The organism is Nocardia sp. NPDC049526 (genome assembly GCF_044465765.1).
GTDB lineage: Bacteria > Actinomycetota > Actinomycetes > Mycobacteriales > Mycobacteriaceae > Nocardia.
Genome location: NZ_JBITMA010000018.1, coordinates 1 through 18252, shown reverse-complemented (window position 1 = coordinate 18252; position 18252 = coordinate 1). Strand labels below are relative to the sequence as shown.

At 66.3% G+C, this 18252-nt stretch carries 19 protein-coding genes; 12 read left to right on the top strand and 7 right to left on the bottom strand.

Annotated elements, in window-relative coordinates; all coding sequences use genetic code 11:
* The first annotated feature begins 3 nt into the window (after positions 1-3).
* The 3 genes from ACIBW7_RS37480 (at position 4) to ACIBW7_RS37470 (ending at position 3781) form a co-directional block, all read left to right on the top strand.
* On the top strand, positions 4-1614 hold the full coding sequence (locus ACIBW7_RS37480; RefSeq protein WP_397054917.1) for an amidohydrolase family protein: 1611 nt from the start codon (positions 4-6) through the stop codon (positions 1612-1614).
* Positions 1611-2237 (top strand): bifunctional 4-hydroxy-2-oxoglutarate aldolase/2-dehydro-3-deoxy-phosphogluconate aldolase, encoded by a 627-nt coding sequence (locus ACIBW7_RS37475; protein ID WP_397054915.1) that lies wholly within the window; start codon positions 1611-1613, stop codon positions 2235-2237. The genes ACIBW7_RS37480 and ACIBW7_RS37475 overlap by 4 nt, the downstream gene beginning before the upstream one ends.
* Positions 2238-2329: 92 nt before the next feature.
* A complete protein-coding gene (locus ACIBW7_RS37470) occupies positions 2330-3781 on the top strand; it encodes a GntP family permease (RefSeq protein ID WP_397054913.1) in 1452 nt (483 codons plus the stop codon).
* Positions 3782-3826: 45 nt separating this feature from the next.
* On the opposite strand, the gene ACIBW7_RS37465 is transcribed toward ACIBW7_RS37470, so the two are convergent.
* Positions 3827-4798: a helix-turn-helix transcriptional regulator gene (locus ACIBW7_RS37465; RefSeq protein ID WP_397054911.1), complete on the bottom strand. Its 972-nt coding sequence runs from the start codon at positions 4796-4798 to the stop codon at positions 3827-3829.
* Positions 4799-4861: 63 nt separating this feature from the next.
* On the opposite strand from ACIBW7_RS37465, the gene ACIBW7_RS37460 reads away from it, so the two are divergent.
* Complete coding sequence (locus ACIBW7_RS37460) at positions 4862-6019, top strand: epoxide hydrolase family protein (protein ID WP_397054909.1); 1158 nt, start codon at positions 4862-4864, stop codon at positions 6017-6019.
* A 51-nt stretch (positions 6020-6070) separates the two neighbouring features.
* Here ACIBW7_RS37460 and ACIBW7_RS37455 read toward each other — a convergent pair whose 3' ends face one another.
* Positions 6071-7051 carry a helix-turn-helix transcriptional regulator gene (locus ACIBW7_RS37455; RefSeq protein ID WP_397054907.1) on the bottom strand — a complete coding sequence of 327 codons (981 nt, stop codon included), beginning with the start codon at positions 7049-7051 and terminating at the stop codon, positions 6071-6073.
* 62 nt (positions 7052-7113) lie between these two features.
* Between ACIBW7_RS37455 and ACIBW7_RS37450 the strand changes: the two genes are divergently transcribed.
* Positions 7114-7605: a pyridoxamine 5'-phosphate oxidase family protein gene (locus ACIBW7_RS37450; protein WP_397054906.1), complete on the top strand. Its 492-nt coding sequence runs from the start codon at positions 7114-7116 to the stop codon at positions 7603-7605.
* A 14-nt stretch (positions 7606-7619) separates the two neighbouring features.
* Here ACIBW7_RS37450 and ACIBW7_RS37445 read toward each other — a convergent pair whose 3' ends face one another.
* Genes ACIBW7_RS37445 through ACIBW7_RS37430 form a run of 4 tightly spaced genes read right to left on the bottom strand, consistent with a single transcriptional unit; the run spans position 7620 to position 10811 of the window.
* Complete coding sequence (locus ACIBW7_RS37445) at positions 7620-8627, bottom strand: NAD-dependent epimerase/dehydratase family protein (protein WP_397054904.1); 1008 nt, start codon at positions 8625-8627, stop codon at positions 7620-7622.
* Between the two features lie 38 nt (positions 8628-8665).
* Positions 8666-9886, bottom strand: a complete 1221-nt coding sequence (locus tag ACIBW7_RS37440) for an RNA polymerase sigma factor (RefSeq protein WP_397054902.1) — start codon at positions 9884-9886, stop codon at positions 8666-8668.
* A gap of 1 nt (position 9887) precedes the next feature.
* Entirely contained in the window at positions 9888-10229 is a 342-nt protein-coding gene (locus ACIBW7_RS37435; RefSeq protein WP_397054900.1) for a YciI family protein, read from the bottom strand.
* Positions 10230-10241: 12 nt separating this feature from the next.
* The gene (locus ACIBW7_RS37430; RefSeq protein WP_397054897.1) at positions 10242-10811 is read right to left on the bottom strand and encodes a dihydrofolate reductase family protein; all 570 of its coding nucleotides are present in this window, start codon (positions 10809-10811) and stop codon (positions 10242-10244) included.
* Between the two features lie 138 nt (positions 10812-10949).
* Here ACIBW7_RS37430 and ACIBW7_RS37425 point away from each other — a divergent pair, with 138 nt between their 5' ends.
* The 7 genes from ACIBW7_RS37425 to ACIBW7_RS37395 all read left to right on the top strand — a co-directional run bounded on the left by ACIBW7_RS37425 (position 10950) and on the right by ACIBW7_RS37395 (position 17948).
* Positions 10950-11654 (top strand): ArsR/SmtB family transcription factor, encoded by a 705-nt coding sequence (locus ACIBW7_RS37425; protein WP_397054895.1) that lies wholly within the window; start codon positions 10950-10952, stop codon positions 11652-11654.
* A 178-nt stretch (positions 11655-11832) separates the two neighbouring features.
* Positions 11833-12891, top strand: a complete 1059-nt coding sequence (gene argC, locus ACIBW7_RS37420; protein WP_397054893.1) for an N-acetyl-gamma-glutamyl-phosphate reductase — start codon at positions 11833-11835, stop codon at positions 12889-12891.
* The gene (argJ, locus tag ACIBW7_RS37415; protein WP_397054891.1) at positions 12888-14105 is read left to right on the top strand and encodes a bifunctional glutamate N-acetyltransferase/amino-acid acetyltransferase ArgJ; all 1218 of its coding nucleotides are present in this window, start codon (positions 12888-12890) and stop codon (positions 14103-14105) included. Before argC ends, argJ begins: the two co-directional genes overlap by 4 nt.
* Positions 14102-15037, top strand: a complete 936-nt coding sequence (gene argB / locus ACIBW7_RS37410) for an acetylglutamate kinase (RefSeq protein WP_397054889.1) — start codon at positions 14102-14104, stop codon at positions 15035-15037. Before argJ ends, argB begins: the two co-directional genes overlap by 4 nt.
* A 61-nt stretch (positions 15038-15098) precedes the next feature.
* Entirely contained in the window at positions 15099-16313 is a 1215-nt protein-coding gene (locus ACIBW7_RS37405; RefSeq protein ID WP_397054887.1) for an acetylornithine transaminase, read from the top strand.
* Entirely contained in the window at positions 16310-17302 is a 993-nt protein-coding gene (gene argF / locus ACIBW7_RS37400) for an ornithine carbamoyltransferase (RefSeq protein WP_397054885.1), read from the top strand. The genes ACIBW7_RS37405 and argF overlap by 4 nt, the downstream gene beginning before the upstream one ends.
* A gap of 133 nt (positions 17303-17435) precedes the next feature.
* Positions 17436-17948 carry an arginine repressor gene (locus ACIBW7_RS37395; protein WP_040689265.1) on the top strand — a complete coding sequence of 171 codons (513 nt, stop codon included), beginning with the start codon at positions 17436-17438 and terminating at the stop codon, positions 17946-17948.
* 49 nt (positions 17949-17997) lie between these two features.
* Here the strand turns inward: ACIBW7_RS37395 and ACIBW7_RS37390 are convergent, their stop codons facing one another.
* Positions 17998-18150, bottom strand: a complete 153-nt coding sequence (locus tag ACIBW7_RS37390; protein ID WP_397054883.1) for a hypothetical protein — start codon at positions 18148-18150, stop codon at positions 17998-18000.
* Positions 18151-18252: the final 102 nt, after the last annotated feature.

Here is an 18252-nt window from a genome sequence, read left to right as displayed (position 1 = left end):
ACCATGACGGACTTAGTGTTTCGCGATATCGACGTCATAGACGGTACGGGAGCGCCACGCTTTCGCGCCGATGTCGGCATCGATCGGGGACGGATCAGCACCATCGCCGACCCGCGAACGATCACCGAGGCGACCCGGTTCATCGACGCCCCTGGTTCGGTGCTCGCCCCCGGTTTCATCGATATGCACGCGCATTCCGATCTGCACCTGCTGACCGAGCCCGGCCATTTCCCGAAGATCAGTCAGGGCGTCACCACCGAGGTCATCGGACAGGACGGGCTCTCGTATGCCCCGATCGATGACGCCGCCCTCGCGGTACTGCGGCGTCAGATCGCCGGATGGAACGGCAATCCCACCGATCTGGACTTCTCCTGGCGCACGGTCGCGGAGTATCTGGACCGGCTCGATCAGGGCATAACACCGAACGCCGCCTATCTCGTACCGCAGGGCACGCTGCGGCTGCTGGTCGTCGGTAGCGAACAGCGGCCTGCGAGCGTGGCGGAGATCCGGCGGATGCGGGACCTGCTCGCGCAGGGGCTGCGCGAGGGTGCGGTCGGTATGTCGAGCGGACTTACGTATACGCCCGGAATGTACGCGGACACCGGGGAATTGGCCGCGCTGTGCGAGATCGTCGCCGAATACGGCGGGTTCTACGCACCGCACACGCGCTCCTACGGTAAGGGCGCGTTGGCGGCATACGCCGAGATGATCGGCCTGGCCCGCAGCACCGGCTGCGCACTGCATCTCACCCACGCGACCATGAACTTCGGCGTGAACCGCGGGCGCGCACCGGAATTCTTGGCACTGATCGACGCGGCCCGGGCCGAGGGATGCGATATCACCCTCGACACCTATCCGTACTTGCCCGGCTCCACGACACTTTCGGCGCTGCTGCCGAGTTGGGCGATGTCCGGTGGCCCGGATGCGGCATTGGCTCGCATCGAGGATCCCGAGATGCGCGCGCGAATCACGCTGGACGTGAACGTGAATGGTTCCGACGGCTGCCACGGGGTCACCGTCGATTGGGAGACCATTCAAATCAGCGGTGTCGCCAATGCGGAGCTGGGGGAGTACGTCGGTAAGACCGTCGCGGAAATCGCCGCCGATACCGATCGCGTACCGGTCGCGGTGTTCTTCGATCTGCTGCGCCGAGATCAGTTGGCCACCACCATTCTGCAGCACGTCGGGCACGAGGAGAACGTGCGCGCGATCATGGTGCATCCGGTGCATATGGGCGGCAGTGATGCACTGCTCGTCGGTGATCGGCCGCATCCGCGCGCCTGGGGCACCTTCCCGCGCTATCTGGGCCATTACGTCCGCGAACTCGGTGTGCTCGGGCTAGAGGAGTGCGTGCACCACCTCACCGGTCGGCCCGCCGAGCGGCTGCGGCTGAGCGACCGCGGACACGTATTCACCGGGTACGCAGCCGATCTCGTGCTGTTCGACCCATCGACCATCACCGATACCGCCACGTTCGACAACCCGAAGCAGCAGGCGCGAGGCATTCAGCACGTGCTGGTCAACGGCGAATTCGCGATCGAGAACGGCGCGCCCACCGGCAAGCTCGCCGGCCGCGCACTGCGGATGGATGCCACACGGAAGGAGACATATTGAACGCCACGAGCGCTCTGGAAGTCATTCGCGCCGACCGCGTGCTGAGTGTGGTCCGGGCGCCGGAGATCCCCGATCCATCGGCGCTTGCGGATGCGTTGGCGCGCTCCGGGATTCGCACCTTGGAGCTCACCTTCACGACGCCCGGCGTGCTCGACTATCTGCGCATCGCCGCGACGGCTCCCGATGCTGTCGTCGGCGTCGGAACCGTACTGCATGCCGATCAGGCCGAGGCCGCGATCGATCACGGTGCACGGTTCCTCGTCACGCCCGGTGTGCGTGCGGAGGTCGCGGCCGTCGCGGCCGAACGCGACATCCCGGTCGTCATGGGCGCGTTCACGCCGACCGAGGTGCTCACCGCACTCGACCTCGGCGCCGCCGCGGTGAAGATCTTCCCCGCCAGGGCGCTCGGTCCCGGCTATTTGAAAGACCTGCGCGGCCCCTTCCCCGATGTGGCGCTCATTCCCTCCGGGGGCGTCAATGCGGGCAATGCCGCCGAATTCCTCGCCAACGGAGCCGTGGCCGTGACCGCGGGTACCGATGTCGTGGCCCCATCCGACGTCGCCGCGGGCCGATGGTCCGAAATCGCTTCGCGTGCGGCGTCATTCGTTCGATCCATGAATTGAGAGGTACCCACCGTGAGCGAGCGCAGCGAGCGAGCCATCCAACACAGCGCCGAGTGGCGTATGCCCGGGCCGAGCGCCAGCGAGGCACGGGCATGAACGCCACTGTCGACTGGCTGCGCACCACCACACCCGGATTGCTGGTGCTGTGCGGTCTCGCGATTGCCGTACTGCTGTTCGCCATTATCAAGGTCAAGCTGGAGCCGTTCATCGCGCTGCTGCTCACCGGACTCGGGCTGGCGCTGGTCGCCGGACTACCGGTGTCGAAGATCGTCGGTACGGCGATCAAGTCCGGTGATTCGTTGCTGGAGACCGGTTTCGGCGGCATTCTCGGCCATATCGCGGTCATTATCGGCCTCGGCACGGTGCTAGGCGCGATCCTCGAACGTTCCGGTGGCGCGGACGTTTTGACCGGCAAGCTGCTGGGCATCTTCGGCGAACGGGGCGCACCGGTTGCCATGGGTCTGCTCGGGCTCATTTTCGGCATTCCGGTCTTCTTCGATATCGGCATCTTCGTGCTCGCGCCGCTGATCTATGTGGCCGCCAAGCGTGGTGGGCGATCGCTGGTGCTGTACGCCATGCCGATGTTGGCCGGTCTGTCCATGACCCACGCCTTTCTGCCGCCGCATCCGGGTCCGGTGGCACTGGGTGGACTGCTCGGAGTGAGCCTGGGATGGCTGATCATCATGGGATTCGTCTGCGGCATACCGGGGTTCATCGCCGCTGGCATCGTGTGGGGCAGCTACATCGGCAAGCGGGTACAGGTCGAGGTGCCTGCCGAATTCCTGGTGCGGCCGGAGGCCGAGCCTGCGGCGAAGGGCGAAGGTCCGGGCACCGCAACGGATCCGGAGGCCGTACGCACGGAGACCCGCCCGCCCGCGGTCGGGCTCATCGGCGGCATTATCGCGATTCCGCTGGTGCTCATCCTCGGTGCGACCTTCGGCAGCCAATGGCTGGACAAGGATTCGCGACTGCTGCAGGTGCTCACCTTCCTCGGCACACCCGCCGTGGCGCTGCTGATCGCGGTGCTCGTCGCCTTCTATCTGCTCGGTGTGCGGCGCGGTTCCAGTGTGCAGGAACTCAGTACGCTCACCGCGGAATCGCTGAAGCCGGTCGGCATGCTTTTGCTGGTGGTCGGTGCGGGTGCGTTCTTCGGAAAGGTCATCTCCGCCACCGGCATCGGCACCGCACTCGCCGACACCATGTCGGCCGCCGGTCTGCCGGTGATCGTGCTCGCCTACATCATCAGCTGCGGTCTGCGCATCGCACAGGGCTCTGCCACCGTCGCCATCGTGACCACCGGCGGCATTGTCGCGCCGCTGGTCACCGGGCACGGCTATTCGCAGATGGCCATCGCACTCATCGCCATGGCGATCGCGGCGGGTTCGATCATCCTCAGCCATGTGAACGATGGTGGCTTCTGGATCATTTCGAAGTACTTCAACCTGACGGTGAAGCAGACGCTGCAAACCTGGACGGTGCTCGAGACTGTGCTCTCGGTGGTGAGTTTCGCGGTGGCGGCGGTGCTGTTCGCGATTGTCAGCTGAACTCGCTCCAGCCCGGCATCGGATCGAATCCCGATGCCGGGCGGGTCAATTCGTGCAGTCGAAGTTCTGTAGTGCGGCGGCGCAGCGATCGGCTTGGGCGCGAAGGGCCGCGACGAGTTCGGGTGGGCCGCTGAGCAGTGTGAAGTCGATATCGACCGAGGTGATCATCCAGACCAGCGCCTCCGGCGAATCCGCCCCGACGTGCAGTTGGCAGCTGTGGTCGTCGACTGCTTCGATGACGCCCATACCGGGCCAGACACTCGCAGCCGCGTCCGCGGCGGACTTGTGCAGCAGGGCAATCGCTTGATACGGCCACGCCCGGGAGGACAGTCGCAGCGAAAGGTGGGCCGCGACATCGCCTTCCGGGAGTTCCCGTGGTGTGAAGCGCGGGCCGGTGGGGGTTCGTGGCGAGATGCGGTCGGCTCGGAAGGTGCGCCAGTCACCGCGATCGACATCCCAGGCCACGAGGTACCAGCGCCTACTGAAGTGCACCAGGCTGTGCGGCTCCACCGTACGACTGGTGGTAGCACCGCTGTGTGCGCGATAGTCGAAGCGCAGGCGCTCGTGCCGTTGACAGGCCTCGGCGACGGCCATCAACGTATTCGGTTCGACCGTTGCGGCCGGCGTCCCGACCCGGACCGTGGCGCCACGCAGCGTACGGATCCGATGGCGCAGCCGCGGTGGCAGCACCTGCTCGAGTTTGGTGAGCGCGCGCAGCGATGCCTCCTCGATACCCGCGACCGTGCCGTCGGAGGCGCTGCGCAAGCCGACCGCCACCGCGACGGCTTCCTCGTCGTCGAGCAGCAGCGGCGGCAGTGCGGCCCCGGCGCCGAGCCGATAGCCCGCGGTGCCCTGTGTGGCGTGCACCGGGTAGCCGAGTTCACGCAGCCGATCCACATCGCGACGGACCGTGCGGCCGGTGACGCCGAGTCGTTCGGCGAGTTCGGTCCCGGTCCAGTCGCGGTGGGTCTGCAGCAGGGCGAGCAATTTGAGCAGGCGCGCCGAGGTCTCCAACACGAAATCCAGAATGTCAGATGCTTAGGAACGATTCTGTCCTAAGGAAGTCATACCGTCGCGTTCATGAGCACCGAACAGGACATCCGACCCTTCCGCATCGAGATCCCACAGGCTCAGATCGACGATCTGCACGCGCGGCTGGCGAATACCTTGTGGCCGGATGAAATCCCGGGTGGCGGTTGGGACAAGGGCGCTTCGATCTCGTATATGAAGGAGCTCGCCGAGTACTGGCGGTCCGAATACGATTGGCGCGCAGTCGAAGCGCGACTGAACGAACTGCCACAGTTCGTCACCGATATCGACGGGCAGACGGTGCACTTCCTGCACGTCCGCTCGCCCGAACTCGATGCCGTTCCGCTGGTTTTGAGCCACGGTTGGCCCGGTTCGTTCATCGAATTCCTCGATGTCATCGGACCTTTGAGCGATCCGCGGGCGCACGGCGGTGATCCGGGCGATGCGTTCCATCTGGTCATCCCGTCGTTGCCCGGATTCGCCTTCTCCGAGGTCGGGCCGAAGGTCGGAGACGGTTCCACCGAGCAGTTCGCGCAGGTGGTGGCGAAGTTGATGGCGCGGCTCGGCTACGACCGGTACGGGGCGCAGGGCGGCGACGCGGGCTTCTTCGTCTCGACCGAATTGGGGCGGATCGCCACCGGCCATGTGCTCGGCATCCATGTGAACGGGCCGATCACCCTGCCGTCCTGGAGCGCTGACGGTACGGAACCGGAGTACAGCCCGGAGGATCGGGCGAAGCTGGACAAACTCACCGGGAGCGAGAGCTACACCCGCTTCGGCTATGCGATGGTGCAGGCGGGGCGTCCGCAAACGCTGGCGATCGGCATGCACGATTCACCCGCCGGTTTGCTGACCTGGATCGTGGATCTGTTTCAGCGCTGGACCAATCCCGCGCTCGAGTTGCCCGACGAGGCGGTGGATCGCGACGCGCTGCTGACCAATGTCAGCCTCTATTGGTTCACCAGGACCTTCGTCTCCTCGATCCGGCTGTACGGGGAGGGGGACTCGTGGGGGATGCCGGCGCGGAATTCCGGCGTGCCGACTGCGGCCGCGGTATTCGCCGGTGACAATTCCATTCGCGTACTCGCGGAGCAGCAGCACAACATCGTGCGCTGGACGGAGTACGACCGGGGCGGTCACTTCGCGGCCATGGAAGCACCGGACCTGCTGACCGACGATGTGCGCGCATTCTTCGGCTCGCTGCGCTGAGCGTTGTGGCGACCGCACACCCTCTGCGCTGGGTGTGCGGCTTGCGCAAGGTCAGGGAGCGTGCGGGCCTCGGTAGCGTTCGGCCATTGCGAAGGCCGTCGCGGCGAGCCGGTCGCGGAATTCCGGCGGGTCGAGAACCTCGCAGAATTCGCCGAGCGGCAGGAGCGCTCCCGCCAGAACTTCGTAGGACTCCGAGGGAATGGTTACTTCGACCCAACCGTTGGCGTCCGGTTCGGTTGCCGATGCCAGTGCCTCGGCGACCGCGGCGGGCTCGTTCATCAGCCGGAGCAGTCGCAGCTGGGCGGCCGCGATCCGGCACCGAGCCCGCACTCGCAGCATCGATCGGGCGAAATCATCGGCGGACTCCGACCAATGCTCGGCGAGGATGAAATCGTCCGGCCGCGTGAAGGATTCGCCGATCTGCTCGGCCGAGGCGATCCGGCTGACGCGATAGGACCGGATGGCCGATCCGTCACGTGCGACGAGATACCACGTCCCGGCCTTCAATACGAGGCCGAGTGGATCCAGGCGGCGTTCGACGGCTCGATCCTTGCGCCGATACCGGATATCGAGTCGCCTGTCGTGCCACAAGGCGTCGGCAACCGCTGCGAGCGTTGGTGTTTCGTCGGGGCGATGAAACCAGCCCGGCGCGTCGACGTGGACACGTTCCGCGATTCGTGTTGCCCGGCCGCGCAATTCGGGTGGTAGCGCGGCGAGCACTTTGAGCTGCGCGGTCGCCAAAACCGTGCCGAGTCCGAGGTCGGCAGCGGCCGCGGGTTGTCCGGCGAGCAGTACCGCATCGGCTTCCTCGGTGGTGAGACCGGTCAACCGGGTGCGGTACCCGTCGACCAATCGCACGCCGCCGGCCCGACCAGGTTCGCTGTAGATCGGCACGCCCGCGGCGGACAGCGCCTCGATATCGCGATACACCGTGCGCACCGACACCTCCAGCTCGCGCGCGAGCTCCGGCCCTGTCGTCCGGCCGCGGGTCTGGAGCAGCAATAACAGCTGCACCAGTCGACTCGCTCGCATGATTCGAGATTAGCCATAAAACCTGACAGAAGGTGTCAAGTTTTGCTCGTACCGTCGATCTCATGACCACATGGAGCCAGTTCACCGAAGAAGCGCCACGCATCGCCACCGTCTTCACTCGTCGGCATCAGGCCACCGGCAATCTCTGCATGCTCGGCACCCTGCGCTCCGACGGTTTCCCCCGCATCAGCCCCATAGAACCGCGGATCTTCGAGGGCATGCTGGTAATCGCGGGCATGCCGAACACCACCAAATTCAAGGATCTCGCCCGCGACCCGCGCTTCTGCCTGCACACCGCGACCGTCGACACCCAAGTCGGCGACGGCGACGCGAAGCTCTTCGGCACCGTCATCGACCTCCCGGACAAGGAAGTCCACGCCCGCTTCGCCCAGCAACTGTTCGACGAAACCGGCTTCGACATCCGCGGCCAAGAGTTCGACCACTTCTACACCGCGGACCTGACCAGTGCCTCCACCGTCGAGGTCACCGACGACCACCTGGACATCACCATCTGGAAGCCCGGGCAGGGCGAGCGAGTGGTGCGCAAGCACTGAGCGCTCGGTGGTGATCATCGCCCGGCCAGGAACTCGTCTTCTGCTGGATAGTCGAAGAACTGACGGAAGTACGGGTCGTCGTCAGTGGGGAGTGTTCCCGAGGTATCGCCTGAGCGGGCGGCGGAAATCAGCCAGTCGAGTTGTGCGGCAACTGTTGTCGCGTAGTCGCCTACTGGTTGATAGCCGAGAGCGGTGGCCGCGGAGGTGTCGAGGGTGACGGGGTGGGGGGAGTCCCAGGGTGTCTTGCCCAACGGATGATCGTCGAGCAGGATCTCGGTCCAGTCGTGGGCGAGGTGGCCGGCGACTGTGCGGGAAATGTCGAGGGCGGTGGGGGTGTCCGGATCCGCGATATTGAGGATGCGAGTGCCGGGCTGGTGGGCGACGGTTTCGACCAGTGCCGCGATATTGGCTGCGGCGGTGGTGTGGACGATCCCACTACCTCGGCGGCGTAGCAGGACCGAGCGGCGCCCATCGAGGATTCGCTTCACGAAGACCCATTCGCGTGGGCGACGGTTGCCCACTCCATGGACTCGCGATGGTCGTAGCACGGTGACCGGGAGGCCGCTGTCGAGCGAGACCTGCTCTGCGGCAACCTTGTTCGCTCCGTAGCCGGCGCGGGAGTTGTAGTCGATATTGCCGGGCGGCATTGTCGGTGCGGATTCGTGCAGTGGGCCATCGAATCGAGGCTCGACATCCGAATTTGCGTGGTTGCCGGCGGCATCGATGTATACCGCCTTGCTGGACAGCAATACTGTCGAACCGGCTTCCGCTGCTAGTTCCACCAGAGCTCGAGCGTGGTCGGCGGTGTAGCAAACGCAGTCGACGAGGAGATCTGCCCCGGCGGCCAACTCCCGCCGCATGTCGGCGCGATCCGCGGCGATGAAACTCACACCGGCCGTTCGGAGTTCGGCGGGAAGGTGAGTGCGTCCCGTCACCCGCACCTGCCAGCCCGCAGCCGCCAGCCGCAATGCGATAGCGCGTCCGATCACACCGGACCCGCCCACGATCAGTGCATCAGGCACCATTCGAGCCTAGAGCACCGCCTGGTCTGTACCGGCCATCAGTCAGCTGAGGCCAGCTCATCCCTGCGCCGCCGCAGAAAGGTCTTTTCCGTGGTGTTTTCTGTATGCGCGATGGCGGCGTCGTAGGCCTGAATTGCCTCTGCGGTGCGGCCGAGTCGGCGGAGGAGGTCGGCGCGGATCGCGTGATACAGGTGGTGATTCGGTAGATCTATTTCAGCGAGCAGCGTGAGCGCCGCGTCAGGACCCTCGACTTCACCAACCGCCACCGCGCGGTTCAGCGCCACCACTGGACTCGGTGCTATGGCGGCCAATTGGTCATAGAGCCGCAGGATTTGTTGCCAGTCGGTGGCTTCCGGATCGGGGGCGTCGGCGTGCACAGCGTTGATTGCGGCTTGGATCTGGTAGGGGCCGGGTTGGTTGCGGCGCAAGCACTCTCGGACGAGGACATGTCCCTCGGTGAGGAGAGTGCGGTCCCAACGGTTACGGTCTTGGTCGGGCAGCGGCACGAGTGACCCATCCGGTGCGGTGCGGGCGGCTCGGCGCGATTCGGTGAGCAGCATCAGCGCGAGCAGCCCGGATACCTCCGGCTCGTCCGGCATCAGCTCGATGAGTAAGCGCCCCAAGCGGATTGCCTCGGCGCACAGGTCGGTCCGAACCAGCCGATCACCGGAGGTGGCGGTATGTCCCTCGGTGAAGATGAGATAGATGACGGCCAAGACCGCGCGCAGGCGGGCGGGCAGGTCGGCGTCGCGCGGAACTCGGTAGGGGATGCGGGCGTCGCGGATTTTGCCTTTGGTGCGGACGAGCCGTTGCGCCATGGTCGATTCGGAAGTCAGGAAGCCGTGCGCGATTTCGGGCGTGGTGAGACCGCCGAGCAGGCGCAACGTAAGTGCCACTTGGGCATTCAGCGACAGTGCCGGGTGGCAGCAGGTGAAGATCAGGCGGAGGCGGTCGTCCTGGACGGCGCTCATATCGTCGGATTCGTTGTCGGCGTGCAGGAGTGCGGCCTCGGCGTGCCGGTCGTCGCGAGATGTCTCGCGCCGCAAGCGGTCGATGGCTCGATTGCGCGCGGTGGTAATGATCCAGCCGGGCGGGCTCGGTGGGAGTCCGTCGGTCGGCCAGCGTTGTACGGCGGCGGTGAACGCGTCCTGCACCGCGTCTTCGGCGATGGTGATATCGCCGAAGACACGGATCAGGCTGGCGACCGCGCGGCCGTAATGTTCGGTGAATACGGCCGCGATCGCGGCATCGGTGACCATCTCAGTGATCGGCCACCGGCCGGACCTCGATCGGCAGGGTGAGTACGGCGGCCATCTTCTTGCCCCAGTCGAGCGCCTCGTCCAGATCGGCTGCCTGGATGACGGTGAATCCGCCGATGTACTCCTTACTTTCGACATACGGACCGTCGGTGACGAGCACATCGTTGCCCTGGGCGCGCAGCACAGTCGCGGTACTCGGCGCGTGCAGGCCCGCGGCGAAAACCCAGGCGCCCGCGGCCCGGATCTCGTCGTTCAGCGCGTACAGATCGCGCATGATCTCGTCGAGATTCTCCGGCGGCGGACTGCCTTCGGGCTGGTAGATGCTGAGCAGATACTGCTGCACGGCTCCTCCTCCTCATGCCCGCTGGTAGGTGGCGATCACCACTCCGGTGGGGGTGGTGACGGTATCGGCGAGTCGCAATTCGCCGAGGTCGGTGCCCTCGAACAGCCGCCGCCCGCCGCCGACCACGATCGGATGGATCAGCAATAGATACTCGTCGACGAGATCGTTGCGCATCAACGTTTGCAGCAGATCGCCGCTGCCGAGCACCACGAGATCCTGGCGCAGTTCGCGTACCGCGGCGACGACATCGCCGCCGAGCAGTGTGGAGTTCTCCCATGGCAACGGTTCGGTCAACGTCCGGGACGCGACGAACTTCTCGGTCTTGTTCAGCACCTCGGTGTACGGATTGTCGGTTTGCTGCGGCCAGAAGCCGTAGAAATCCTCGTAGGTCCGCCGTCCGAACAACAGCGCACCGTGATTGGTCGCCATATGTTGGCCCATCACCCTGGCCTGCACGGGGTCGTCGTGGCGATGCGCCCAGCCACCGTGACGGAAGCCGTCCCGGGTGTCCTCATCGGCCCCGCCGGGGGCCTGCATGACGCCGTCCAGGGTGAGGTGCTCGACCGCGATGATCTTGCTCATGGAGAGTCCTTTCCGTCGGCCGGTCGGTTACCGGCTTCACTACCTACACGAACGGCCCTGCGGCGAATCGACAGCACGGACAGAAATCGGTCGGATATTTCGGTGCCCGCCGAAATAACCCGGCGCGATCATGGTGTGGTGCAAACCCGAGGAGCCGAGCTGGCCGGACTGGCCACCCTGCTGGCCGACCGCACCCGCGCCGATATGTGCCTGGCCCTGGTCGACGGTCGCGCCTGGACGGCGGGCGAGTTGGCCCGCCATGCCGGAGTGGCGCCATCCACTGCGACCGAGCACCTGAACCGGCTGTTCGAAGGTGGTCTGCTCATCGAACGCCGTCAGGGCAGGCACCGCTACGTGCAGCTGGCGAGTCCGCAGGTCGCCGAGTTGTTGGAGACCATGGTCGCCCATCTGGAACCGGTACGCCCGGAACCCACGACGCTGCGCGCAGCTACTGCGGCGGCGGCCCTGGCCCGTGGCAGAACCTGCTACGACCACCTCGCGGGCCGGCTCGGCGTCGCGATCACCGCGGCCATGACCGAGCGCGAACTGCTCGATGACGAAGGCGGCTTCGCCCTCACCGAGGCGGGCTTGGCATGGCTGACGGGGCCGATGGGCATCGGGGCCGACGCACTGCGGACTCGCCGCGTCATTGCCCGGCCCTGCCTCGACTGGACCGAACGCCGCACCCACCTCGGCGGTGCCGCGGGCGCACAGCTGTGCCGGCGACTGCAGGCACTGGATTGGGTGCGCCGCGTCGGATCCGGTCGCGCTGTCCGCCTCACTACGAAGGGTGAGATCGGTCTGCGCGAGGCCCTCGGCATCGATCCCGCAACGGTCGGTTGACATCGCGCCCGTTTTCGAGCTGGATCGATCGAGTGCCGAATCTCATCGACGCGATTGAGCCGCCACCTTCCCGGGTATCACTGCCCGGGCGATGTGGAACCGCCTGGTGACGTGGGACAGGATCGGTAGAGCAGGACCCGTTCATGAATGGGCTTGCATAATCGTGCATAATCATCACATGGTTGATTCGTCGGGTAACCCAGTGTTGCGGGTTGCTGTGGCCGGTGCCAGTGGATACGCCGGCGGTGAAGTGCTGCGTCTATTGCTCGGTCATCCGGCCTACCGCGACGGGCGCCTCGTCATCGGGGCGCTGACCGCTGGATCGAATGCGGGCAGCATGCTGGGGGAGCTGCAGCCGCATCTGCTGCCACTCGCCGATCGCGTGCTCGCGCCGACCACGCTCGACGAGCTGGCCGGCCACGACGTCGTCTTCCTCGGCCTGCCACACGGTCAGTCCGCCGCCATCGCCGAGCAGCTGCCGGAGTCGACGGTGATCATCGACTGCGGCGCCGACTTCCGGCTGACCGATGCGGCGGCCTGGGAGAAGTACTACGGCACCAGCCATGCGGGCAGCTGGCCGTACGGCCTGCCGGAGCTGCCGGGTGGGCGCGAGCGGTTGCGCGGCGCGCACCGGATCGCCGTGCCCGGTTGCTATCCCACGGTCGCCAGCCTCGCGCTGGCACCGGCGATCGCGGCCGGAATCATCGAACCGAAGGTGAATGTTGTTGCGGTGAGCGGCACTTCGGGCGCGGGCCGCAAACTCGACATCGGCCTGCTCGGGTCCGAGGTAATGGGTTCGGTGCGGGCCTACGGCATCGCGGGCGCGCACCGGCACACCCCGGAGATCGCGCAGAACCTGCAGGCCGCCGGTGGTACCGAGGTCGCCGTATCGTTCACCCCGGTGCTGGCGCCGATGCCGCGTGGCATCCTCGCGACCTGCACCGCCCCGACCCGAGTCGACGCCGAACAGGCTCGCGCGGTCTATGAAAAGGCTTACGCCGACGAACCATTCGTGCAGCTGCTGCCGGAAGGCACACTGCCGCAGACGGGTTCGGTGCTCGGCTCCAATGCCGTGACCCTCCAGGTCGCGGTGGATGCCGATGCCGGACTGCTCGTGGTGATCGGTGCGATCGACAACCTGACCAAGGGCACCGCGGGGGCCGCGGTCCAATCCATGAATCTGGCCGTCGGATTCGACGAGACGGCAGGACTTTCCACCGTAGGAGTGGCACCGTGACGACGATCGAAACTCCGGCAGGCAAGCTGGTCCGGAGCCAGGGCGTGACCGCACCGCTCGGCTTCCGGGCGGCGGGCATCGCCGCCGGCATCAAGGCCAGCGGAAAACCCGATCTGGCACTGGTACTCAACGAGGGCCCGGAATACGCGGCCGCGGGCGTGTTCACCCGCAACCAGGTGAAGGCCGCACCGGTGCTGTGGTCGCAGCAGGTGCTGACGAGCGGCCGCTTGCGTGCGGTGATCCTGAATTCCGGTGGGGCCAATGCGTGTACCGGTCCGGGCGGATTCCAGGACACCCACCAGACCGCCGAGGAATTGGCCAAGGCGCTGAGTAATTGGGGCACCGAAACCGGCGCGGGCGAAATCGCCGTCTGCTCAACGGGTTTGATCGGCGACCGGCTGCCGATGGACAAGGTGATTCCGGCCGTCACCGAGATCGTGCACGAAATGGGCGGCGGGCTGTCCGGCGGTCTCGATGCGGCATACGCGATCATGACCACCGACACCGTGCCCAAGGAAGCGGCCTTCCACCACCGCGACAAGTGGAATGTCGGCGGCATGGCCAAGGGGGCGGGGATGCTCGCCCCATCGCTGGCGACCATGCTGGTAGTGCTGACCACCGATGCCGCCGCAACTGCCGAACAACTGGATCGCGCGCTGCGCAACGCGACTCGGCTCACCTTCGACCGGCTCGATGTCGACGGCTCCTGCTCCACCAATGACACCGTCCTGCTGCTCGCCAACGGGGCGAGCGAGGTCACGCCGTCGCAGCAGGACCTCGACGCGGCGGTGCTCGCGGTCTGCGACGATCTGGCCGCCCAGCTGATGGCCGACGCCGAGGGCGTGACCAAGCGGGTGCAGATCACCGTCGCCGGTGCGGTCTCCGAGGACGAGGCGCTGATCGCTGCGCGTGCCGTCGCCCGCGACAGTCTGGTCAAGACCGCGCTCTTCGGTTCCGACCCGAACTGGGGCCGGGTGCTCGCCGCCGTCGGCATCGCACCAATCACCCTGGATCCGAACCGGATCTCGGTGTCGTTCAATGGAAGTCCGGTCTGCGTCGACAGCGTCGGCGCACCGGGTGCGCGCGAGGTCGACCTGTCCGGTGCCGATATCGAGGTGCGGATCGAACTGAATGTCGGTGACGGTGCCGCTACCGTGCGGACCACCGACCTGTCGCACGGCTATGTCGAAGAGAATTCGGCCTACAGCTCATGACCAGCGATGCGGTGCAGGAACTTTCGGCGCTGGACAAGGCGCACGTCCTGGCCGGCGCACTGCCGTGGTTGCAGAAGTTCCGCGACAAGATCGTGGTTGTCAAATACGGCGGTAATGCGATGGTCGATGCGGAGCTCAAACAGGCCTTCGCCGCCGATATGACGTTCCTGCGCACCGTCGGCGTACATCCGGTGGTGGTGCACGGCGGCGGACCGCAGATCAGCGCGATGCTGAAAAAGCTCGGGCTGCAAGGCGAATTCCGCGGCGGCTTCCGGGTCACCACACCCGAGGTGATGGATGTCGTGCGGATGGTGCTGTTCGGCCAGGTCGGCCGGGAACTGGTCGGGCTGATCAATGCGCACGGACCGTACGCGGTCGGGATCTCCGGTGAGGACGCGCGGCTGTTCACCGCGACCCGGCGCACTGTCGATGTCGACGGCGAGGCCACCGATATCGGTCTGGTCGGCGATGTCACCGAGGTGAATGCCGACGCCGTGCTCGACCTCGTCGGCGCGGGGCGTATTCCGGTGGTGTCCACCATCGCCCCGGACGCCGACGGCGTGGTGCACAACATCAATGCCGACACCGCCGCCGCCGCACTCGCCGAGGGCATCGGTGCGGAAAAGCTGGTGATCCTGACCGATGTCGAGGGCCTGTATACGAACTGGCCGGACCGTTCGTCGCTCACCTCGCGCATCGACGCGGCCGAACTGGCCGAGTTGCTGTCGCGACTGGATGCGGGCATGGTGCCCAAGATGGAAGCCTGCCTGCGCGCCGTGCAGGGCGGGGTGCCGACCGCACATGTCATCGACGGTCGCGTCCCGCATTCGGTGCTGCTGGAACTGTTCACCGGAGAAGGAATCGGAACGATGGTGACGCCCGCCCCGCTCCCGACGAGCGCGGCGGACACACTGAACGGAACGAAAATATGAGCGAGCGCAGCGAGGGAACAATCAACACAGCCGACCTGTCGGTCGTGACGGAGGCGGAGTCATGAGCGATACAGCAGAGCTGCAACAGCGGTGGTCCGCCGCGTTGATGAAGAACTACACCACCCCCAAGGTCGCGCTGGTGCGCGGCGCGGGCGCGGTGGTCTACGACGCGGACGGCAGACGCTACCTCGACTTCCTCGGCGGTATCGCGGTCAACAGCCTCGGCCACGCCCATCCGGCGATTCTGGAAGCCGTTACCCAGCAGCTCGGCACGCTGGGCCACACCTCGAATATCTACGCCAACGAACCGGTCATCGAACTGGCCGAACGGCTGCTCGCGCACTTCGGGGACGGTGAATTCGGAGACGGCCACGGCCGCGCGTTCTTCTGCAACTCCGGCACCGAGGCCAATGAGGCGGCGTTCAAGATGGCGCGGCTGACCGGGCGGCACAAGATCATCGCGACCGATGAGGCCTTCCACGGCCGGACCATGGGCGCGCTCGCACTCACCGGACAATCCGCCAAGCGGACGCCGTTCGAGCCGATGCCCGCGGGTGTCGTCCATGTGCCCTACGGCGATGCGGCGGCGCTCGAGGCGGTTGTCGACGAGGACACCGCGGCGGTATTCCTCGAACCGATCATGGGGGAGAGCGGCGTTGTCGTGCCGCCCATCGACTATCTGGTGAAGGCGCGGGAGATCACCGCGCGGCACGGTGCGCTGCTGGTGCTCGACGAGGTGCAGACCGGTATCGGCCGGTGCGGAAAGTTCTACGCGCACCAGGCATTCGGCATAGTGCCGGATGTGATCACCCTCGCCAAGGGGCTCGGCGGTGGGCTGCCGATCGGTGCGGTGCTGGCCACCGGACCGGCCGCCGATCTGCTGACGCCGGGTCTGCACGGCACCACATTCGGAGGCAATGCGGTCTGTGCCGCAGCGGCTTTGGCGGTATTGCGCACCATCGACGAGACCGATCTGCTCGCCCATGTCGAATCCGTCGGCAAGCGGCTCAGCGACGGCATCGAACTGCTCGAGCACCCGCTGATCGATCATGTGCGTGGCGCGGGTCTGCTGCTCGGTATCGTGCTGACCGACGGTATCTCGGCCGAGGTCGAGAACCGGGCGCGGGAGGCGGGCTATCTGGTGAATGCGCCCAAGCCCAACATCATTCGGCTCGCGCCGCCGCTGGTGCTCACCGAGACCCAGTCCGACAATTTCGTCGGCGATCTGCCCGAGATCCTGGACGGTGCGATCTCGGACGCCAAGGGGGCCAAATGAGTACAGCATCGCGCAGCGATTCCATGAAGAGTGGCGGCCGGGAGACGGGTGGGCCGATCCGGCACTTTCTGCGCGACGATGATGTCACGCCCGCCGAGCAGGCCGAAATCCTTGTACTCGCAGCGGAATTGAAGAAGGATCCGTTCGCACACCGGCCGCTGGAAGGGCCGCGCGGAGTCGGGGTGATCTTCGAGAAGAACTCCACCCGCACGCGGTTCTCCTTCGAAATGGGCATCGCTCAGCTCGGCGGGCATGCGGTGGTGGTCGACGGTCGCGACACCCAGCTCGGGCGCGAGGAGACGCTCGGTGATACCGGCAAGGTGCTCTCGCGCTACGTCGATGCGATCGTGTGGCGGACCTTCGAACAGGTGCGTCTGGATGAAATGGCGGCTACCGCAACGGTTCCGGTCGTCAATGCTTTGTCCAATGAGTTCCACCCTTGTCAGGTGCTCGCCGATCTGCAGTCCCTCGCTGAGCGCAAGGGCAGTCTGGTCGGGCGCAACCTCACCTACTTCGGTGACGGTGCGAACAACATGGCGCATTCGCTGCTGCTCGGTGGTGTGACTGCGGGCCTCAACGTAACCATTGCCGCGCCAACGGGTTTCGAGCCGCTGCCGTGGATTCTCGAGGCCGCACGCAAGCGTGCCGCCGAGACCGGTGCGACCATCACCCTCACCGGCGATCCGGTTGCCGCCGCGGCGGGTGCCGACGCTCTGGTGACCGACACCTGGACCTCCATGGGGCAGGAGAACGACGGCCTCGACCGCGTCGGCCCGTTCCGGCCGTTCCAGCTCAACGACGATCTGCTCGCCAAGGCGCAACCGGATGTCGTTGTGCTGCACTGCCTTCCGGCGCATCGCGGCGAGGAGATCACCGACGAGGTGCTCGACGGACCGCACAGTGTGGTGTGGGACGAGGCGGAGAATCGGCTGCATGCGCAGAAGGCGCTGCTGGTGTGGTTGCTGGCCAAGCGAGGTGAGGTGCGGTGAGTGAGTGTCGCGTGCGACCCGGTGCCGCGAGAGCGGCGGGCCCGGAGGCGGTAGCTCGGTGCGACCGCACCAGCCTTCGACGCAACACGGCCTTCTTTCGCCTCGCTGCCAGAGGTGGCGGTGAGGCTCGGCCATGACAGTCCAACCCGACGCGGGTAAGTCCGCCCCCGCAATCGCTCGAACCCGCGCCGGCCGCCAGTCCCGCATCATCGAACTGCTGACGGCGCACGCGGTCCGCAGCCAAACCGAACTTGCGGCACTGCTCGCCGCCGAAGGCATCGAAACCACCCAGGCGACCCTGTCCCGCGACCTCGACGAACTCGGCGCCGTGAAATTGCGCGCCGCCGACGGTGGCGCGGGCGTCTACGTGGTACCCGAAGACGGCAGCCCCGTCCGCGGCGTCACCGGCGGCACCGACCGCCTCTCCAAACTCCTCGGCGACCTGCTGGTCTCCACCGACGCCAGCGGCAATATCGCCGTCCTGCGCACCCCGCCCGGCGCGGCCCACTACCTGGCCAGCGCCCTCGACCGCGCGGCGTTGCCATTCATCGTCGGCACCATCGCAGGCGACGACACCATCGCCGTAATAGCCCGCGAACCCCTCACCGGCGCCGAACTAGCCGCCAAAATCGAAGAACTCGCCTGAGTCCTCGGCGTCCTCGGCGCGGTCACGCTTTGGTGATCGCAGGGGCGTGTCAGCCGAAGGGGTATTGGCCGCCGCCGTGGAGGGTATCGCCTGGGGTGCCGACGTTGATGATGTCTTGCACGAGGTCGACCAGGGCGCGGCCTATGTCGAGGACGTCGTTGCCGAGGGTGCTGAATTCGCCTGCGATGAGGTGCAGCAGCATGGGGTCCGTCCCTAAGTTTGTAGGTGTCTGGGGTTGGTGCCCTGGATGCCCAGGGCGGTGGGGTGTAGCTGATGGGGTTTTGTCTCTGTTGAGGCTCCGAAG